Source organism: Bacillus sp. F56 (assembly GCF_001748205.1).
GTDB lineage: Bacteria > Bacillota > Bacilli > Bacillales > Bacillaceae > Bacillus > Bacillus stercoris.
In genome coordinates this window covers 257,110-275,323 of sequence record NZ_BDFC01000005.1, presented here as the reverse complement: position 1 = coordinate 275,323, position 18,214 = coordinate 257,110, and the positions used below count along the sequence as shown (strand labels likewise).

At 45.1% G+C, this 18,214-nt stretch carries 19 protein-coding genes, 1 pseudogene and 2 riboswitches; of the genes and pseudogenes, 13 read left to right on the top strand and 7 right to left on the bottom strand.

The window, feature by feature from the left end; translation table 11 throughout:
• Nucleotides 1–8: 8 nt before the first annotated feature.
• Nucleotides 9–998, top strand: coding sequence for an ABC transporter ATP-binding protein (locus BFW96_RS05955; protein WP_040083344.1), 990 nt, complete (start codon nucleotides 9–11; stop codon nucleotides 996–998).
• 35 nt (nucleotides 999–1,033) lie between these two features.
• Here BFW96_RS05955 and pgl read toward each other — a convergent pair whose 3' ends face one another.
• Both pgl and BFW96_RS05945 read right to left on the bottom strand, forming a co-directional pair.
• Nucleotides 1,034–2,083, bottom strand: coding sequence for a 6-phosphogluconolactonase (gene pgl, locus BFW96_RS05950; RefSeq protein WP_069838907.1), 1,050 nt, complete (start codon nucleotides 2,081–2,083; stop codon nucleotides 1,034–1,036).
• 89 nt (nucleotides 2,084–2,172) lie between these two features.
• The gene (locus tag BFW96_RS05945) at nucleotides 2,173–3,033 is read right to left on the bottom strand and encodes a dimethylarginine dimethylaminohydrolase family protein (RefSeq protein WP_069838906.1); all 861 of its coding nucleotides are present in this window, start codon (nucleotides 3,031–3,033) and stop codon (nucleotides 2,173–2,175) included.
• Nucleotides 3,034–3,192: 159 nt separating this feature from the next.
• Here BFW96_RS05945 and BFW96_RS05940 point away from each other — a divergent pair, with 159 nt between their 5' ends.
• Both BFW96_RS05940 and hmpA read left to right on the top strand, forming a co-directional pair.
• On the top strand, nucleotides 3,193–3,711 hold the full coding sequence (locus BFW96_RS05940; RefSeq protein ID WP_003232595.1) for an acyl-CoA thioesterase: 519 nt from the start codon (nucleotides 3,193–3,195) through the stop codon (nucleotides 3,709–3,711).
• A gap of 226 nt (nucleotides 3,712–3,937) precedes the next feature.
• Entirely contained in the window at nucleotides 3,938–5,149 is a 1,212-nt protein-coding gene (hmpA, locus tag BFW96_RS05935) for an NO-inducible flavohemoprotein (RefSeq protein WP_371326432.1), read from the top strand.
• Nucleotides 5,150–5,223: 74 nt separating this feature from the next.
• On the opposite strand, the pseudogene BFW96_RS21395 reads toward hmpA, so the two are convergent.
• Nucleotides 5,224–5,451: pseudogene (locus BFW96_RS21395) on the bottom strand (hypothetical protein).
• A 109-nt stretch (nucleotides 5,452–5,560) separates the two neighbouring features.
• Here BFW96_RS21395 and BFW96_RS05925 point away from each other — a divergent pair.
• The 9 genes from BFW96_RS05925 (at nucleotide 5,561) to BFW96_RS05885 (ending at nucleotide 12,527) form a co-directional block, all read left to right on the top strand.
• Nucleotides 5,561–6,292 (top strand): DUF421 domain-containing protein, encoded by a 732-nt coding sequence (locus BFW96_RS05925; protein WP_040083340.1) that lies wholly within the window; start codon nucleotides 5,561–5,563, stop codon nucleotides 6,290–6,292.
• 91 nt (nucleotides 6,293–6,383) lie between these two features.
• On the top strand, nucleotides 6,384–6,911 hold the full coding sequence (locus BFW96_RS05920; RefSeq protein ID WP_069838904.1) for a DinB family protein: 528 nt from the start codon (nucleotides 6,384–6,386) through the stop codon (nucleotides 6,909–6,911).
• The gene (locus tag BFW96_RS05915) at nucleotides 6,901–7,416 is read left to right on the top strand and encodes a GNAT family N-acetyltransferase (protein WP_069838903.1); all 516 of its coding nucleotides are present in this window, start codon (nucleotides 6,901–6,903) and stop codon (nucleotides 7,414–7,416) included. Before BFW96_RS05920 ends, BFW96_RS05915 begins: the two co-directional genes overlap by 11 nt.
• Nucleotides 7,417–7,448: 32 nt before the next feature.
• Nucleotides 7,449–7,560, top strand: a riboswitch (guanidine-I (ykkC/yxkD leader).
• 77 nt (nucleotides 7,561–7,637) lie between these two features.
• Nucleotides 7,638–7,976 carry a multidrug efflux SMR transporter subunit YkkC gene (gene ykkC, locus BFW96_RS05910; RefSeq protein WP_014663694.1) on the top strand — a complete coding sequence of 113 codons (339 nt, stop codon included), beginning with the start codon at nucleotides 7,638–7,640 and terminating at the stop codon, nucleotides 7,974–7,976.
• A complete protein-coding gene (ykkD, locus tag BFW96_RS05905) occupies nucleotides 7,976–8,293 on the top strand; it encodes a multidrug efflux SMR transporter subunit YkkD (protein ID WP_014476583.1) in 318 nt (105 codons plus the stop codon). Before ykkC ends, ykkD begins: the two co-directional genes overlap by 1 nt.
• 70 nt (nucleotides 8,294–8,363) lie before the next feature.
• Nucleotides 8,364–9,266, top strand: a complete 903-nt coding sequence (gene purU, locus BFW96_RS05900) for a formyltetrahydrofolate deformylase (RefSeq protein ID WP_069838902.1) — start codon at nucleotides 8,364–8,366, stop codon at nucleotides 9,264–9,266.
• Between the two features lie 350 nt (nucleotides 9,267–9,616).
• Nucleotides 9,617–10,714 (top strand): glutamate 5-kinase, encoded by a 1,098-nt coding sequence (gene proB / locus BFW96_RS05895; protein ID WP_069838901.1) that lies wholly within the window; start codon nucleotides 9,617–9,619, stop codon nucleotides 10,712–10,714.
• An 11-nt stretch (nucleotides 10,715–10,725) separates the two neighbouring features.
• Nucleotides 10,726–11,973 carry a glutamate-5-semialdehyde dehydrogenase gene (proA, locus tag BFW96_RS05890; protein ID WP_069838900.1) on the top strand — a complete coding sequence of 416 codons (1,248 nt, stop codon included), beginning with the start codon at nucleotides 10,726–10,728 and terminating at the stop codon, nucleotides 11,971–11,973.
• 128 nt (nucleotides 11,974–12,101) lie between these two features.
• Nucleotides 12,102–12,527, top strand: coding sequence for an organic hydroperoxide resistance protein (locus BFW96_RS05885; RefSeq protein WP_069838899.1), 426 nt, complete (start codon nucleotides 12,102–12,104; stop codon nucleotides 12,525–12,527).
• A gap of 40 nt (nucleotides 12,528–12,567) precedes the next feature.
• Here the strand turns inward: BFW96_RS05885 and ohrR are convergent, their stop codons facing one another.
• Nucleotides 12,568–13,002 carry an organic hydroperoxide resistance transcriptional regulator OhrR gene (gene ohrR / locus BFW96_RS05880; protein WP_069838898.1) on the bottom strand — a complete coding sequence of 145 codons (435 nt, stop codon included), beginning with the start codon at nucleotides 13,000–13,002 and terminating at the stop codon, nucleotides 12,568–12,570.
• 142 nt (nucleotides 13,003–13,144) lie between these two features.
• Between ohrR and ohrB the strand changes: the two genes are divergently transcribed.
• A complete protein-coding gene (gene ohrB, locus BFW96_RS05875; RefSeq protein WP_003232570.1) occupies nucleotides 13,145–13,555 on the top strand; it encodes an organic hydroperoxide resistance protein OhrB in 411 nt (136 codons plus the stop codon).
• 325 nt (nucleotides 13,556–13,880) lie between these two features.
• Here ohrB and guaD read toward each other — a convergent pair whose 3' ends face one another.
• From guaD to isp, 3 genes are all read right to left on the bottom strand, one after another.
• A complete protein-coding gene (gene guaD, locus BFW96_RS05865; protein WP_069838897.1) occupies nucleotides 13,881–14,351 on the bottom strand; it encodes a guanine deaminase in 471 nt (156 codons plus the stop codon).
• Between the two features lie 173 nt (nucleotides 14,352–14,524).
• Nucleotides 14,525–16,813, bottom strand: coding sequence for a 5-methyltetrahydropteroyltriglutamate--homocysteine S-methyltransferase (gene metE, locus BFW96_RS05860; RefSeq protein WP_069838896.1), 2,289 nt, complete (start codon nucleotides 16,811–16,813; stop codon nucleotides 14,525–14,527).
• Between the two features lie 127 nt (nucleotides 16,814–16,940).
• Nucleotides 16,941–17,096: riboswitch (SAM riboswitch) on the bottom strand.
• Nucleotides 17,097–17,227: 131 nt separating this feature from the next.
• Entirely contained in the window at nucleotides 17,228–18,187 is a 960-nt protein-coding gene (isp, locus tag BFW96_RS05855; protein ID WP_014663706.1) for a serine protease Isp, read from the bottom strand.
• Between the last annotated feature and the right edge of the window lie 27 nt (nucleotides 18,188–18,214).

The window sequence follows — 18,214 nt, the reverse complement described above, 5'->3', positions numbered from 1 at the left end:
GGAGACAAATGACGCCACTGCCTTTGTTAGAGGTCAGCAAGCTAAAAATGCATTTTGACGCAGGGAAAAAGCGGACAGTCAAAGCCGTCGACGGGGTCACCTTTCAGATTCGTGAAGGAGAAACGTTCGGGCTAGTCGGGGAATCAGGGTGCGGGAAATCAACCTTGGGGAGAGTGCTGATGCGCCTCTATCAGCCAACAGAAGGAAGTGTGGTATACCGCGGCACAAATCTTCATGCACTAAGTGAAAAAGAGCAGTTTGCCTTCAACCGCAAACTGCAGATGATTTTTCAGGACCCCTATGCTTCATTGAACCCGCGCATGACCGTTCGAGAAATTATTTTGGAGCCGATGGAGATTCACAATCTCTACAATACCCATAAAGCGCGGCTTCTCGTCGTGGACGAGCTCCTTGAGGCAGTTGGGCTTCACCCCGATTTTGGCAGCCGTTATCCGCATGAATTCAGCGGCGGGCAAAGGCAGAGAATCGGGATTGCGAGAGCACTGTCGCTGAATCCCGAATTTATCGTGGCGGACGAACCGATTTCTGCTCTTGATGTCTCGGTTCAAGCGCAGGTGGTCAATCTGCTGAAGCGGCTTCAAAAAGAAAAAGGGCTCACATTTTTATTTATTGCCCACGATCTTTCGATGGTGAAGCATATCAGTGACAGGATCGGTGTCATGTACTTAGGGCACATGATGGAAATTACAGAGAGCGGCACTTTGTATCGTGAGCCGCTACATCCCTATACAAAGGCGCTTTTATCCTCGATTCCGATTCCGGATCCCGAATTGGAGGACAAGCGTGAGCGTATTCTCTTGAAAGGGGAGCTGCCGAGCCCAGTCAATCCGCCGAGCGGCTGCGTGTTTCGGACCCGTTGCCCGGAGGCGATGCCTGAATGCGGGGAATCCCGTCCCCAGCTTCAAGAAATCGAACCCGGCCGCTTTGTCGCTTGCCATTTGTATCGAACTGCTGAGACGAGAGAAAAGGTGAGATAGACAAAAAAGACTGGCTCCTGAGCCAGTCTTTGCTTTTATGCTTGATGTAAAAATTTTACACAAACCGGGTAAGGGACAGAAACAGTTGACGGAAGCAGTGTCAATCTGCCGGTTTCTTTGTCTCTTTCAAACAGGACAAGGCTGCCTGTTTCTTCGTTTGAGGCAACGAGGAACCCTTCCGTTGGGTCAAATACAAAGTCACGAGGCCAGTTTCCTTCTGTCGAAACTCTTTCTATGAAAGCCAGCTCTCCTGAATATTGATTCACTTCAAATACGGCGATACTGTCGTGGCCGCGGTTTGCGACGTAAACAAAGCGTCCGTCCTGTGTGACATGAATTGCACTTCCCTGGCTGTTATCCGTAAAATCATCAGGGATGGCAGAAACGACCTGAATTTCTCTAAATTCACCGGCTGTCGGATTGTATTCAAGCGCAATCACTTCATTGCTTAATTCTGTCATGACATAAGCGTATTTTTCTTTCGGATGAAAAGCGATATGGCGAGGCCCTGTACCGGGAGCGAAGGAATGGCTTCCGGATTCAGCCAATACGCCGTCTTTCAGCTTATAGGTGTACAGCTTATCTGTACCTAAATCAACCGCTACGACATAATTGTGTTCAGGTGTGAACCCTGCGTAGTGTGTATGCGGTTTTTCTTGTCTTTCGTGCGGACCTTTTCCTGTGTGAGCGGCTTCAGAAGCAGGTGATTGCAAGCTGCCGTCTTCCTGAACCGGAAACGCGTGTACCTTCCCGCTGTGATAATTGGCAGTCAGTACGAATTGATTTTGATCATCAACACTTACGTGGCATGGAGAAGGACCATCAATTAACTGATGATTCAGAAATGTCAACTCGCCGCTGTTTTTATTGATTTGATAGGCAGCAACTCCGCCTTGGCCGTCTGCTTTTTCGATGGAATAAAGGATGGTGTTGTTTTTATTCGGCGTCACATATGTCGGGTTGCCCAGCTTAGCGGCAAGCTTTGGCTCACTGAGTGCTTTTTTCTCAGTATCAAGCTCAAATGAATAAATTCCTTCGCTTCCGCCTTTTGTATATGTTCCGACATATCCTATGTATTTTGTCATGCGATTTCCCCCTTAAAAATGATGTCACCTCTATATTAACGTATCTTGATAAAATAAGCTGTTCAAAACATGAAAAAGGGGAAGATTCTTCATTCACCGCGAATCAGCGGCAGTGTACAGCACCTGAAGGAGCCGCCTGATTTGATAATTTCTGACAGGTCAATTTCGATAATGTGATAGCCTCTTTTTGATAGCTCTTGATTGACATGTTGGTTGCCAGGGAGGCTGATGATCGTTTTTCTCCCGATTGAAAGGACGTTGGTGCCAAGCGTAAATTGTTCGTCCTCGGGCACTTCAATAAGGTCATAACGTTTTGCCAGCATATCAGCTGCCTCTGGCTCAAGTGCTTGAGGATAAATTAACGCTTCGCTTTCAGATACAATGTTAAAAACACAGTCCAAATGCAAAAATTTTTCATGCAGCTTTACTGGAATGATCGTGTACTCAGGAAGTGCCTCTTCCAGCTGGCCGATGGCTGAAATGTCGGTGCGCTGGCTGATTCCGACATATACGGTGTCACCATCGATAATGACATCCCCGCCTTCAATGCTTGTATCAAGCATACGGGTGTAAGAGATACCTTGGCTGTGAAAAAAATCTTTTATAACGGCTTCTTCTCCTTGGCGAATCGGTTCAGTCATGCTCGACAGAAAAGCTTTTTCTCCGATGACAAACCCTATATCCCTAGTAAAAACCTGTTCTGGGAGTCCGTCACGAACGGGCAAAAGGATGACCTCAACGTTGTGTGACCTGAGTGCCTCCACTAAGCGGCTGTGCTGATCGTTGGCGGTTTTTACATGAATATTGTCATCTTCAAAATGTTTTTGTGTTTCGTTTATGACATCTTTTATGGTCATGTGCTCAGGTCTGCATAAAACCACTTTCTGAAGTGTGCCGTATTCCGTTCGGCATACCGTTTTGTGCTGAGATTTCGGGATGGATACGTCCATTTGTTTTTCCTCCTAAAGTGTGAAGAATACATTTATTATTCCCTCATCATGAAAATCATTAAACCATTTTAAATTTTAGACAAATGGAAGAGAATATTGTTTAATAGGAGAATATAAGTGCATTTAGCTAAAAGATCAGACATCAAAGGGGAGAAAGGTATGGAAACACCGGAAACAAGATTTTGTAAAGAGTCAAAGGTTGTAAAAACCAGCAGGGTGTTCCCGCTTGATACGAACAACCATAATACACTGTTTGGCGGAAAATTAATGAGCTACATCGATGACATTGCCTCTATTTCTGCGGCGCGCCATTGCAGACGTGAAACCGTAACAGCTTCAATGGATTCTGTAGATTTTTTAAAACCGATCGGGCAAAAGGATTCTGTTTGCCTAGAGTCGTATGTGACATGGGTCGGCACATCTTCCATGGAAGTATTTGTGAAAGTTATTAAGGAGCATTTGATGACTGGCGAACGGGAACTCGCTGCCACATCCTTTTTGACATTTGTCGCATTAGATTCAAATGGCAAGCCGGTGCCTGTACCGAGAGTTGTACCGGAAACAGAAGAAGAAATCATGCTGCATAATACAGCTGTACAGCGCGCTAATGAACGAAAGAACCGCAAGAAACACAGCCAGGCGCTTGCAAATGCGCTTGGAACTGATAAGCCTTGGTGAACATTAAACCCAAAACATAAGTTGTTTTGGGTTTTTTTGTACTTTTCAATGGTGATTATTACAATGGTTAGTCCGTTTTTGCTAGGGGATTCTATAAAAAAGCAACAAATGTCATGTTAAATTGATAATTTTGTGACAACTTTATTAAAGATTCATTTTAGATATATCTTTTATTCGTAAGATCATGTATTTTAAAGATATATTCTAAATACATCTTTTCGAAAGGATTGTTTATACAATGTTAGATAACAAAACAATCGAAATTATTAAAAGCACTGTACCCGTATTGCAACAGCATGGAGAAACAATCACTGGCCGTTTTTACGATCGGATGTTTCAAGACCATCCAGAGCTTTTAAACATTTTTAACCAAACAAACCAAAAGAAAAAAACACAGCGAACTGCATTGGCAAATGCCGTTATTGCAGCTGCGGCAAATATTGATCAGTTAGGAAATATTATTCCGGTTGTCAAACAAATCGGCCACAAGCACCGCAGTATTGGAATTAAGCCTGAACACTACCCGATCGTCGGTAAATATTTGCTGATTGCCATTAAAGATGTATTGGGAGATGCTGCAACCCCTGACATTATGCAGGCATGGGAGAAAGCGTACGGAGTTATTGCTGACGCGTTCATCGGAATTGAAAAAGAAATGTATGAACAGGCGGAAGAGCAAGCCGGCGGCTGGAAAGAGTATAAGCCGTTCGTCATCGCGAAAAAAGAGCGGGAAAGCAAAGAAATTACATCCTTCTATTTGAAATCAGAAGACGGCAAGCCGTTACCTGAATTCCAAGCGGGGCAGTACATCAGCCTAAAAGTTCGGATTCCTGATTCTGAATATACGCATATCCGCCAGTACAGCCTGTCTGATATGCCGGGAAAAGACTATTATCGAATTTCAGTAAAAAAAGATGGTGTCGTGTCTTCCTATCTACATGATGGGCTTCAGGAGGGAGATTCAATAGAGATCAGCGCACCGGCAGGGGACTTTGTTTTAAATCTTGCATCACAGAAAGATCTCGTTTTGATCAGTGCCGGAGTTGGCATTACACCAATGATCAGCATGTTGAAAACATCTGTTTCCAAACAGCCTGAACGGCAAATTCTGTTCATTCATGCGGCGAAAAACAGTGAATATCACGCATTGCGCCATGAGGTAGAAGAAGCCGCTAAACATTCTGCTGTTAAAACAGCATTTGTGTATCGCGAGCCGACAGAGGAAGACCGTGCAGGTGATCTTCAATTTCATGAAGGGCAGATTGATCAGCAATTCCTCAAAGAATTGATTGCCAACACAGATGCGGATTACTATATTTGTGGTTCACCGTCGTTTATTACGGGAATGCATAAGCTTGTATCAGAGCTCGGGTCAGCGCCGGAGTCTATCCATTACGAGCTATTCGGCCCGCAACTAAGTTTGGCACAGTCCGTTTAAACACAAACATGAAACTCTTCTCCTTTCAGAGAAGAGTTTTTTATTGAGAGAGAAGAAGGCGGACAAGCGCCGGTTTACATCCGGACAATCACTGACCCGCCGCCGTTTGTGCATACACGGTTTTGCTGTTCTTGCATTGTTCTCAGCTATTCATTGTTTACCTCAATCGCTCTGATTAGCTGCTCCATCCTTAGCTCTAAACCGACCAGCCTGTCAAGTGTTTGCTGTTGCTGATAGCCCGCGAGCTGGGGAGCTTATGGCAGATCGCAGGGCCAATGGGAATACGTCTTCTGATATTTCATATTGTGCCTCCAATCGGTGTCACTTTCTATTGGACAAAAGGGCATGCATAGAGGGTCTGCCACGGGGCACAATAGGCTCAATATGATCAGCGGATGGAGGTAAAGATCGGTGTTATGGATGGTATGGGTATTTTTACTGAAGCCAGTTATCGTATTTTCGATTGCATATATTTTGTTTCGGCTTGCCGGTAAAAAAGCTGTGTCACAAATGAACAATTTTGATCTGCTTTTGACCTTTGCAATCGGAACCATCATCAGTGAGCCGATCCTAACATCCAAGCTGCCGATGTCAATTTATTATGCGGGCGCTTTTTTGGTGCTTTATCTAATAATGAGCAAGCTCTCTTTATCTAATAAATGGCGATGGCTCCTGGTCGTGAGCCCAACTGTCTTAATCCGAAACGGGGATATTGATGAACGCGGCCTCCGTAAAGAAAGGCTGACTGTTAATGAACTGCTCGGAAAGCTGAGGGAAAAGGGCTATGCCGATCCGGCTGACATTGATCTTGCCATCATTGAAGAAACGGGAGAAGTAAGCGTTATTCCAAAAGAGGAAGCGAGAGCGGTGCAAGTGCGGGATTTGAATATGAAAGCTGAACGGAATTTTATCCCGATTCCGCTCATACTGGACGGCGAAATCCTTGATCATAATTTAAAATATCTCCAAAAAAACCGATCCTGGCTGTTTGAGAAACTTGAGGAAAAAGGGTACAGCCCGAAACTGCTGTCTTCAATCACCCTTGGCACGATGAATGCGCGCGGCGATATATCCCTTGATTTAAATACCTCGAATGAACCCCAGCATGATCCTTATTTATATAAACCGGGAAATAACAATTAAGATGGCTCTCTATTGCAATGAGAGCTTTTTTCTTTTTTAAAGGGAATTTTTGTTTGGTGTCAAATGTACCTAGTTAGGAGGGGAGCTGAACATGAAGGACTTATTCATAAGAAACGATATGGCACCAACGGTCAGTCTGCTATATTCCGCAGTGGAAGAAAACAGTCTCCGTCTGGCTTCCATCGTAAGCCACATGACGCACAGTGAACTTTACTATAAGGGGCGCTGCCAAACAAAAAACAGCACGGCTCAGCTTTTGCACCATATCGCAAATGTTGATATCAGATGGGTCTGGCGGATCAAGGGAAATCGGATACCGAATCATATTGAACAGGCATACGGCCCGATGACAGATCAAAACGGACAGCTGCCTGAACCGAAGAATCAACCCGGATTAGATGAACTCCTGAAAAGACATCAGCATGTGGTAAACGAGCTGAAATCGGTATGTTACACCTTAACTGAAAATGATTTGCATCAGCCTCTTTCTTATGATGGTGACACCGCGACCATACGGTGGGGCATTTGGCATATGTCAGATCATAGCCGCTATCATCAAGCACATATTGAAGCCCTCAAAAAAGAATGGAAGCAGGATGTGGCGAAATATGAGCGTTAAAACGAAGCTTGTAACCGATCGAATTCGTTTGCGCAGTATGGAAGATCGGGATCAGGCTTATTTGTTTGAACTTTTTAACGATCCTGACGTCATGAAATATTACTCCGGTTTAAAAGATAAGAGGCAAACCCGCGAGTGGATCAATTGGAACAAACGAAATGAAAAAGGGTACGGCGTCAGTCTGTGGGTCGCCGAAGATAAGCGGACAGGGGATTTTTTGGGACAATGCGGCATCGTACCACAGCAGATCGAAAATCAAACAGTAATGGAAATTGGCTATATGTTTGCCCGCCGCCACTGGGGGAACGGCTATGCGCAAGAAGCGGCTCGGGCCTGTCTGGACTATGGCTTTAACGAGCGGCAGTTCGGCAAAATGGCGGCTTTGATTGATCCGGGTAACAAAGCGTCCATACGGGTAGCGGAGAAAATCGGCATGCATTACAGCAAAACGATCAGAAAATGGAATAAACCGATCGCTGTTTATGAAAGAAAATCTTACAATTGAAAGATAGAGCTGAGTTTAGTATGATGATATCATGTAAAGTTTTCTAGGGTTCCGCATGTCAATGGACATGGACTGGTCCGAGAGAAAACACATACGCGTAAATAGAAGCGCGTATGCACACGGAGGGAAAAAAGCCCGGGAGAGTCAAGCTCATTATGAGTCGACTGTCCGGGGTTTTTTTGTTTTCGGAGAATCTTAATAGATAGAAAGGAATGACTCAAATGAAATGGGGATTGGTCGTGCTTGCCGCTGTTTTCGAGGTTGTTTGGGTGATAGGCTTAAAGCACGCTGACTCAGCCTTAACATGGAGCGGCACTGCCATCGGCATCATATTCAGCTTTTATCTTCTAATAAAAGCAACTCATAGTCTGCCTGTCGGTACCGTATACGCCGTCTTTACCGGACTCGGCACAGCGGGAACGGTACTTAGTGAAATTATTCTGTTTCATGAACCAATTGGGTGGCCGAAGCTATTGTTAATTGGCGTGCTCTTAATCGGTGTCATCGGATTGAAGCTTGTGACACAGGATGAGACAGAGGAAAAAGGAGGCGGGGCATAATGCTGCACTGGATCAGTTTACTGTGCGCGGGCTGTTTAGAAATGGCCGGCGTGGCCCTTATGAATCAATATGCGAAGGAAAAAAGCGTGAAATGGGTGTTGTTGATCATTGTTGGTTTTGCCGCTTCATTTTCCTTGCTGTCGTACGCAATGGAAACCATTCCGATGGGAACGGCTTACGCGGTCTGGACAGGGATTGGCACCGCCGGCGGGGCGCTTGTCGGCATCCTCTTTTACAAGGAGCAAAAAGACGCCAAACGGATCTTCTTTATCGCGTTGATTTTATGCTCAGCGGTTGGTTTAAAAATTTTGTCATAAATTGATTTTTATCAAATCTTCAGTATAATGGATAAATAGTTTAGACTTACAAAGATAAGAGGGATTATTCATGAAATCATATATGACTCAGCGGATGGACGATTACCGTGACGGAAATGAGGATAAAGGGCGCCTTTTGGTCAGCTGTCCCGATCAGCCGGGGATCGTCTCCGCGGTTTCCGCGTTTTTATTTGAACACGGCGCTAATATTATAGAATCAAATCAATATACGACAGACCCTGAAGGCGGGCGGTTCTTTCTGAGAATCGAATTCGACTGTGCGGGCATTCATGAGAAAAAAGAATCCCTTCAAGCGGCGTTTGCCTCTGTTGCGGAAAAATTCGACATGACTTGGAGCTTAACATTGGCAAGCGAGCTGAAGCGCGTCGCCATCTTTGTTTCAAAGGAGCTTCACTGCCTGCATGAGCTGATTTGGGAATGGCAAACCGGCAACCTTATGGCTGAGATCGCTGTTGTCATCAGTAACCATGAGGAAGCGAGAGAGCTGGTTGAGCGCCTGAACATTCCATTCCACTATATGAAAGCGAACAAAGACATCAGAGCGGAAGTCGAAAAAAAGCAGCTTGAACTGCTGGAGCAGTACGATATTGATGTGATTGTGCTCGCACGCTATATGCAGATTCTAACTCCTGATTTTGTTTCGGCTCATCCGAATCGCATCATCAATATCCACCATTCATTCCTGCCTGCTTTTATCGGTGCGAATCCGTACAAACGGGCCTACGAGCGCGGCGTGAAACTGATCGGTGCGACATCTCACTATGTGACAAACGATCTTGATGAAGGGCCGATCATTGAACAGGATATTGAGCGAGTAGACCACCGCGATAATGCGGAAGCGTTGAAAAACATCGGAAGAACAATTGAGCGCAGCGTGCTTGCCCGTGCTGTGAAATGGCATTTGGAAGACCGCGTCATCGTTCATGAAAATAAAACAATCGTCTTTAACTAGACCACAAAATGCCCGCGCAATGCGGGCTATTTTTGATCACAAAAAACCTTGACAAGTGTCTCTTTTCTTTGCATAATATAAAAAAATCATTGAGCGTTGAAGAGGATTAGTAAGCAGACCTTTCTGTGACAGAGAGCAAAATGACCCGCTGAAACATTTTGCCGCATGAAACCTGCCGAACCTGCCTTGGAGTCTTAGGGGGAAAACCTAGGCGCATAACCTGGCGTTACAGGAGAGCGGAGCGTGCACAAGCGCGTTCAATCAAGGTGGTACCACGGAAACCCATTTCGTCCTTATGAATCAGGATGAAATGGGTTTTTTTATTGTAGAAGAGCCGCGGAGGAGAATAAATGAAAAAACAAAGAATAGTAGTGAAAATAGGAAGCAGTTCGCTCACGAATAGCAAAGGGAGCATTGATGAGGCAAAAATCAGAGAGCATGTTCAGGCCATTTCCGTGTTGAAAAAAGCGGGGCATGAAATGATCCTGATTACCTCGGGAGCCGTAGCGGCGGGGTTTTCAAGCCTCGGTTATCCGTCCCGCCCCGTTACCATCAAAGGAAAACAGGCGGCAGCCGCGGTCGGACAAACACTGTTAATGCAGCAATATATGAATCACTTTAAACAATACTCATTGACTCCGGGACAAATCCTTTTAACGAGAAATGATTTTTCGAAAAGAGAACGGTATCGAAACGCATATGCTACGATAATGGAATTATTAGAACGGGGCGTCATTCCGATTATCAACGAGAACGATTCCACATCTGTTGAAGAATTGACTTTCGGAGATAATGATATGCTTTCTGCATTAGTCAGCGGATTGATTCACGCAGACCAGCTTATGATTCTCACCGACATCAACGGACTGTATGATGCCAATCCGAATGAAAATCCTGAGGCGAAACGATTTGATTATTTGCCGGAGATCACGCCTGAAATGCTTGGATATGCAGGTTCAGCCGGATCAAAGGTCGGCACCGGCGGAATGAAATCAAAACTGTTAGCCGCACAAACCGCGCTGTCTCTTGGAGTGAAAGTGTTCATTGGAACAGGCAGCGGGGCGCAAAAACTTGCGGACATTTTGGACGGGAGGGGAGACGGCACTTATATCGGAGACAAAGAACTGTCTTCGGTTAACAACACGAGGCAGTGGATTCAGTTCCACTCTCCGATATCTGGAGAAATCATCATTGATGCGGGTGCCGAAGAGGCGATGATCCATAACGGAAGCAGTCTGCTGCCCGCTGGCGTTGTGGGCGTTAACGGAAGTTTTCCGAAAGGGGCGGTTGTGGAAGTCAGGGGACCGGGCGGCGTGATCGGCAAAGGCCAAACTCATTACTCCTCCGAGGAGATTATGGAGGCTAAAGGCAAACGAAGTGACGAACTTGATTTTGAGAAAACGTTTGAGGTTATTCATAGGAATGACTGGGTCAATGTAAAAGACTAGGAGGCGGAAAAATGAGTGAAGTTTCTGTAAAAGCGAAGCAGGCGAAAGAAGCAGCAGCCGAAATGATCATGAAAACAACAGTCGAGAAGGATGAGGCGCTCAGTCTCATTGCAAACGGACTCCGTAAAGAACTGGATTTTCTCTTGGCGGAGAATGCAAAAGACATTGAGAACGGAAAAGAGAATGGTTTAACACCGGACATCATTGACCGTCTCACGCTGGATGAGAAACGTATACGCGATATCGCGGACGCGGTGGAGCTCTTAATCGACTTAGCGGACCCGGTCGGCGACTCTCTTGAAACGATTGAAAAAGAAAACGGCCTGTTTATTGAAAAAATCCGTGTGCCGCTCGGTGTCGTAGGAATGATTTATGAGGCGAGGCCAAACGTCACAGTCGATGCGGCTACCCTTTGCCTAAAGACAGGGAACGCGGTTGTTCTGCGGGGGAGCTCCTCAGCCATCCACAGCAACAAAGCGCTCGTCAGTGTCATTCACAGAGCACTTGAGCAATCAGAGCTTCCGATTCACGCTGTGCAGCTGATTGAAGATACGAGCAGAGAGACAGCAAAAGAGCTCTTTACGTTAAATGATGGCTTAGACGTATTGATTCCGCGCGGAGGCAAGAAACTGATTGATCTCGTTGTAAGAGAATCAACAGTTCCTGTATTAGAAACGGGAGCTGGAAACTGCCATATATTCATCGATGAAACGGCTAAACCGCAAATGGCAGAAAAGGTTGTCGTAAATGCCAAAACGCAGCGCCCTTCCGTATGCAACGCGATTGAATCATTGCTGATTCACAAGGCATGGGCAAGACAGCACGGGAAAGAATTGCTGGCCCAGCTGGAAAACGCGGGAGTTGAAATTCGCGGTGATGAACTTGTATGTGAACTTCACCCTTCAAGCAAACAAGCATCAAAAGAAGATTGGGAAACTGAATTTTTAGCGCCTGTCCTCAGCGTAAAGACGGTTGAGAACGTCCAAGAAGCTGTGAAGCATATCCAACAATACGGCACCAATCATTCTGAAGCGATATTAACTGAAAATGACAAAAACGCGGCTTATTTTCAAACGGCTGTCGATGCTGCCGCTGTCTATCATAACGCGTCAACCCGTTTTACTGATGGCTTTGAATTCGGCTACGGAGCCGAAATCGGCATCAGCACGCAAAAGCTTCATGCAAGAGGGCCAATGGGGCTTCCTGCACTGACTTCTACTAAATACATCATAAAAGGAACTGGGCAAATCCGCGAATAGCGGGGAAATATTTGATACAGAAGCTTATCTCGTTACGGGATAAGCTTTTTTTATGCGGCAAAAAATTGACATCACAAAATAGATTGTGTACAATTTAATTGTACAAAACATATTAGGGGGATAAAAAAATGAGTCAGCCATTATTTACAGCAACTGTTTCAGCGGTAGGAGGAAGAGAAGGAAAGGTCATTTCATCAGACCGCGTTCTTGAGCTTGATGTCGCAATGCCGGGAACACCAAGAGCAAAGAAATTAGAAAAAGCGACAAATCCAGAGCAGCTCTTTGCAGCGGGTTATGCAGCTTGCTTTGACAGTGCATTGCAGCTTGTCGCAAGAACAGAACGGGTAAAAGTAGAGACAGAGGTTACAGCGAATGTCAGCCTGTTAAAGGATGAAGCGGACCAGGGCTATAAGCTGGGTGTGACGCTGCAAGTAAAAGGAGAAGGAGTCAGTGCATCAGAATTGGAGGCGCTTGTGAAAAAAGCGCACGACGTCTGCCCGTATTCAAAAGCAACCTCCGGAAATATTGAAGTGACGCTTGAAGTTGTTGAATAAATAAAAAGAGGATGCCCCGCACAGGGCATCCTCAATTTTTTTAATGAAGTGTTTCCAACAATGTATATAGAGCGGACTTTAACTGTTTGAGATCCTCTCCAGATAGCTTTGAGAGCCCTAGAATCGTCTCTGGAATGTCAACCGCTTTTTCTTTTAATAACGCCCCGTCCTCTGTCAGGCTGACCAACACGGATCGCTCATCCTCTTCAGATCTTTTTCTCGTAATCAAACCCTGGTGTTCCATTCGTTTAAGCATTGGAGTAAGTGTCCCTGAATCTAAATACAGCAGCTCGCCCATTTTTTTGACAGTAAGGGTTTCATGTTCCCATAACAAAAGCAAAGCCAAATATTGAGGGTATGTTACATTCAGCTTATCAAGCAGCGGCTTGTATTGCTTTGTCATTTCCCGCGAACTCGCATATAGCAAAAAACAAAGCTGATTCTCCAATTTCATATGATCAAATTTATTTTCCATTTTGTTCACCAACTCTTTTTGTCATTCGATTCTATTGTATCTGAAAAACTTCACTTTTCCTATTCTCGGCAAACATAGCATGTTTAAAAAGATCAGAAAGGGAAATATAACAACTAGATATAAATAAGGAGGCTGAATACAAATGGCATTATTTACAGCAAAAGTAACCGCGCGAGGCGGACGGGCAGGACATATTACATCAGATGACGGTGTTCTTGATTTTGATATTGTGATGCCAAACGCGAAAAAAGAAGGACAAACCGGCACCAATCCGGAACAGCTCTTTGCGGCAGGGTATGCTGCATGCTTCGGCGGCGCGCTCGAACATGTGGCCAAAGAGCAAAATATCGAAATTGATTCGGAGATTGAAGGGCAGGTCAGCCTCATGAAGGATGAGAGCGACGGCGGCTTTAAAATCGGTGTCACACTTGTTGTGAACACGAAAGATTTAGACCGGGAAAAGGCACAAGAGCTTGTCAACGCCGCTCATGAATTCTGCCCTTATTCCAAGGCAACCAGAGGAAATGTTGATGTGAAACTAGAATTAAAATAATAACCGGCATCCTGAGACTCTCAGGATGTTTTTTGTGTGGAAGCAAACAGAGTGGGCGTGATTTTTCTCGAGGTCTGAAACATGTCTTGTAAATGGATTCAGACTTATGCATGATGAATTGACGCGGAACGGGATAGAAGTGGGCACAGATGATTGATAAAACGTCAGAGAAGCGGTCACAGCGTTTGAAGCCTGAAAAGTTACAGGTGAAGCGGGCGGCTGGTGCGGTGTCTGCCGTGCTGAATTGGCGTATATGACTGCTGTTTTGGGGCATAGCGGCTGCTTGAAGAAATAACAAGAATCAGGCCGTGCATGCCTGATCCTTTTAATATTCTTTCTTGTTGGCAAGATCCCGCCATGCTTGAAACGGGGATAAATGCTCTGTCAGAGTCACTTGATAAAAGGGAATTGTTCTTTCTTCAGCGGGTTTATCAATTTCTTCATAAATGAATGAATCATCAAACCCGGCTTCGGCAGCGTCTGTATGCTCCGCTGCATAGAAAACGGCTTTCGGCCGGGCCCAGTAGATGGCGCCCAAGCACATTGGGCATGGTTCACAGCTCGTATACAAAATGCAGTCATCAAGCTGGTATGCCCCTAACACCTTACAGGCGTTCCGAATAGCTGTAACTTCCGCGTGGGCAGTCGGATCATTGTTTGTTGTGACGTTGTTCTGGCCCTCTGCAATAATGGCTCCGTCTTTCACGATAACAGCTCCAAAAGGCCCGCCGATACCTGCATTCACCCCTTCACATGCGAGAGTGACAGACCGTTTTAAGAACGTTTCATGATTCATCCCAATCCCTCCTGTCAATAGAGTGTTATTAGTATAGCCGAAAAGAATGCAAAGAACATTCTTAAAAAAGTGCAAAATAAACAAAGTATTTGGGGGATTTGCTAAAATGAGAAACCGATTGTGGCTGTATTATAGAAAAAACCACCTGCTAAATGCAGATGGTTTTTTAAAAATTATACTAGCTGTGTCTGCTGTGCTCTCGCCTGTTTTGCGGCTTCAACCATGTTTTTCAATGCGGCAACCGTTTCTTCCTGCTGTCTTGTTTTCAATCCGCAGTCCGGATTTACCCAGAAGCGGTCAGTCGGACAGACGGCAAGCGCCTCAACAATAATGTTGTACATTTCTTCAGTTGACGGCACACGAGGGCTGTGAATGTCATATACACCAAGGCCAAGCCCTTTCAAATACGGGTGGTCTTTTAAGTAATCTAAAAATCCTCCGTGGCTTCTGCTATGTTCGATTGTAATCACATCGGCATCAAGATCATTGATCGTACCAACGATATCTTCGAAGTTGCTGTAGCACATATGTGTATGAATCTGCGTCTCGTTTTTCACGGAAGAAGTGGTTAATCTGAATGCTTCTGCCGCCCAAGTCAAATACTCATCCCAATCGCGGGTTTTCAATGGAAGGCCTTCACGCAGCGCTGGTTCATCGACCTGAATGATTTGAATGCCTGCGTCTTCCAGCGCTTTAACTTCTTTACGAAGGGCAAGCCCGATTTGGAAGGCGATTTCTTTTCTCGAAATGTCGTTTCGAGGGAAAGACCAGTTTAAGATTGTAACAGGTCCCGTCAGCATTCCTTTCACATGCTTGGAAGTCAGTGACTGTGCATAGACTGTGTCTTTCACTGTCATCGGTTCAATAAATTCAACATCTCCGTAAATGACTGGCGGGCGTACACAGCGTGATCCGTATGATTGAACCCAAGCGTATTTAGTGAAGGCGAAACCGGCCAGCTTTTCACCGAAGTATTCGACCATGTCTGTCCGTTCAAATTCGCCGTGAACAAGGACATCAAGCTCTAATTCTTCTTGAATATCAATCCATCTTTTTGTTTCCGCATTGATAAAGTTTTGATACTGTTCATCGGACCACTCAGCTTTCCGCCATTTTTGGCGCGCGCTCCGCACTTCAGCAGACTGCGGGAAGCTGCCGATCGTTGTCGTCGGCAAAAGCGGAAGGCCGAGAGATTCATTTTGCAGGGCTAAACGTTCTTCAAACGGAATAGGACGCTTGAAGTCTTTATCAGTTAATTGCTCAAGCTCTTTCTTTTGTTCGGAATTGGCGCCTGTTGCAAACTGTTTAAGCGCCTGGATATCAGCCTTAACCTGCTGAATCTCTTCGCTGATCGCCGCTTTTCCTGATACTAATCCCTCTTTCAAAGCTGTCAGCTCGGCCAGCTTTTCTTTTGCGTAGGATAATCCGTTCAATAGATCTGTTTCCAAGTGCTCATCGGGGTGTTTCGCTACTGGAACATGCAGCAGGCTGCTTGAAGGCTGAATCCACAGTTCATCAACTTTTGCAACGCTGAGAATATCAAGAACGGCATCGAGACGCTCTTCAAGATCTGCTTTCCAAATATTGCGTCCGTCGATAACGCCGGCTGCCAGCACTTTGTCTGTCGGAAAGCCATGTGTTTTAAGCTGTTCCAGGTTTCTCCCTTTATCGTGAACGAAATCAAGGCCAATTCCTTGAACTGGGTAAGAGATCAGCTCTTCATAAGCATCAACAGAATCAAAATACGTCTGCAAAAGCACATTCAAGGATGAAAGTTCACTTGTAATGCTTTCAAATAATTCTTTTGCGCCGCGGACATCTTCGCTAGAAGCGGTAACGAGCGCCGGCTCATCAATTTGAACCCATTTTACGCCTTCTTCTTCAAGCTCCTTCAAAAGCTGTACATATAATGGCACAAGGCGTTTTTGGATCGCTTTTGCTTCAGACGGTTCATAGCCTTTAGCAAGCGTAACAAATGTATAAGGGCCGACAATCACAGGCTTTGTTTCAACACCGTATGCCTCTTTGATACGGCGATAATCTTCGAGCTGTTTATTTCTTGTCAGACGGAATTCAATGCTCTCGTCATATTCCGGAACGATGTAATGGTAATTTGTATTAAACCATTTTGTCATTTCACTGGATACAGCGTCTTTGATTCCGCGGGCAATAGCGAAGTATGTATCGGTAGCGTCAGTCAAATGCCTGAACCGTTTCGGGATCCAGTTGAAGCTGACGGCTGTGTCGAGTACATGGTCATACTGTGTGAAATCAGAAACAGGCACAACATCAATCTGCTGGTCAATTTGTGTTTTTACTGCGGATAAAAATAGTTCGTCAATTTGCTTCAAAAACGTATCTTTATCAGTACTGCCTTTCCAATACGCTTCAAGTGCTTTTTTCCATTCTCGGTTTAGTCCGATTCTGGGAAATCCTAAATTCGATGTTTTGATAGTTGTCATTGTTTCTCCTCCTTTATATGTAAAACACTCTCGTTAACCCGCGGATACAGGCTGCTAAGAGGTTTTCTCACAACAAAAAGCCTCTTTCCCATGAGAGAAAGAGGCTTTTCTACGTAAAACACTGCCTCTCTCATCTCTCAGATTCAATCTGATGGAATTAGCACCGTGCCTTATGAGACATCAGTCTCGGCGCGAAAAGCAGTGCGCCCCATTTCACAATGGTATTACGGTCGGTTGCTGTTGGGGTCAAAAGGCCAATCCCTCGCCCAACTCTCGATAAGAGAAAATGTTATTAATTTTTTGAAAAGTTGAATCATTTGTTGGTAATCTTAACAGTAATTCAAATTCATTGTCAATATAGAATTTGAAATTTTATTTACATGATTTGGAGCATATTATATAAGAAAAATACTTTTATAGGGTCAACAAATGTGATTGCTCTGCTTTTTCTGCGAGCTCATCAGGAGCTGTTAAATACAGGAATCCATTGCCTGCCAGCGTTTTTGCAATGTCAAGAGGAAGTGTCCTGCGGATTAGCTGTGCGAAAACTTCAGATTCTGAAAGCTTTCTTTGAAATGATTCTTCTTCATAGCTTTTGATTAAAGCAAGCGCACCGCTGACATGAGGGGCAGCCATTGAAGTGCCGGTAAGCTTACCGTACTTCTTGTTGGGAAGAGTGGATAAGATGTTTTCTCCTGGTGCTACAAGGTCAATCTCTTTATTTGCGTTAGAAAATTCTGATAATTCTCGCGCTACAGAAACAGATCCAACTGCAATCACTTCATTATAAGCCGCAGGGTAGGAAAGCTCTTCTGTGCGTTCGTCGCCGTCACCCTCATTTCCCGCTGCACACACGACAAGCACTCCGTTTTTGACCGCGTTTTTCACGGCTTCTTCCAGCTCCGGCACATCACTTGGTCCGCCAAGGGACATTGAGATGATATCGACTTTCTGTTCCACCGCGTAGTTAATGCCGTTGATGATCCATTCGTATTGTCCGCTGCCGTTCTCGCCGCCAAGAACCTTCACAATCAATAGGCTTGCCTCAGGCGCGACTCCGGCAATGCCTCCGTTTGAATCATTAGCTGCAATCGTTCCGGCGACGTGTGTACCGTGTCCGTTGTAGTCGGAAATCGCATCTTCCTTGCCGCCGTCATCATCCGTGAAGTTCTTTCCGCCAATGATTTGGCTTTTTAAATCTGGATGGCTCGTGTCGCATCCCGTGTCCAATACAGCAATTTTTACATTCTTGCCTTTTACCCCTTTTGCCCACATTTCTGGCGCCTTAATCACTTTAATGCCCTCAGGAAGCTCGTTTACATCCATGATCTGCTCATTCGTCACATACGGGATCAAGCGGATTTCACCATTCATAAAAAAGCCCTCCTTTTTTATGCTTTC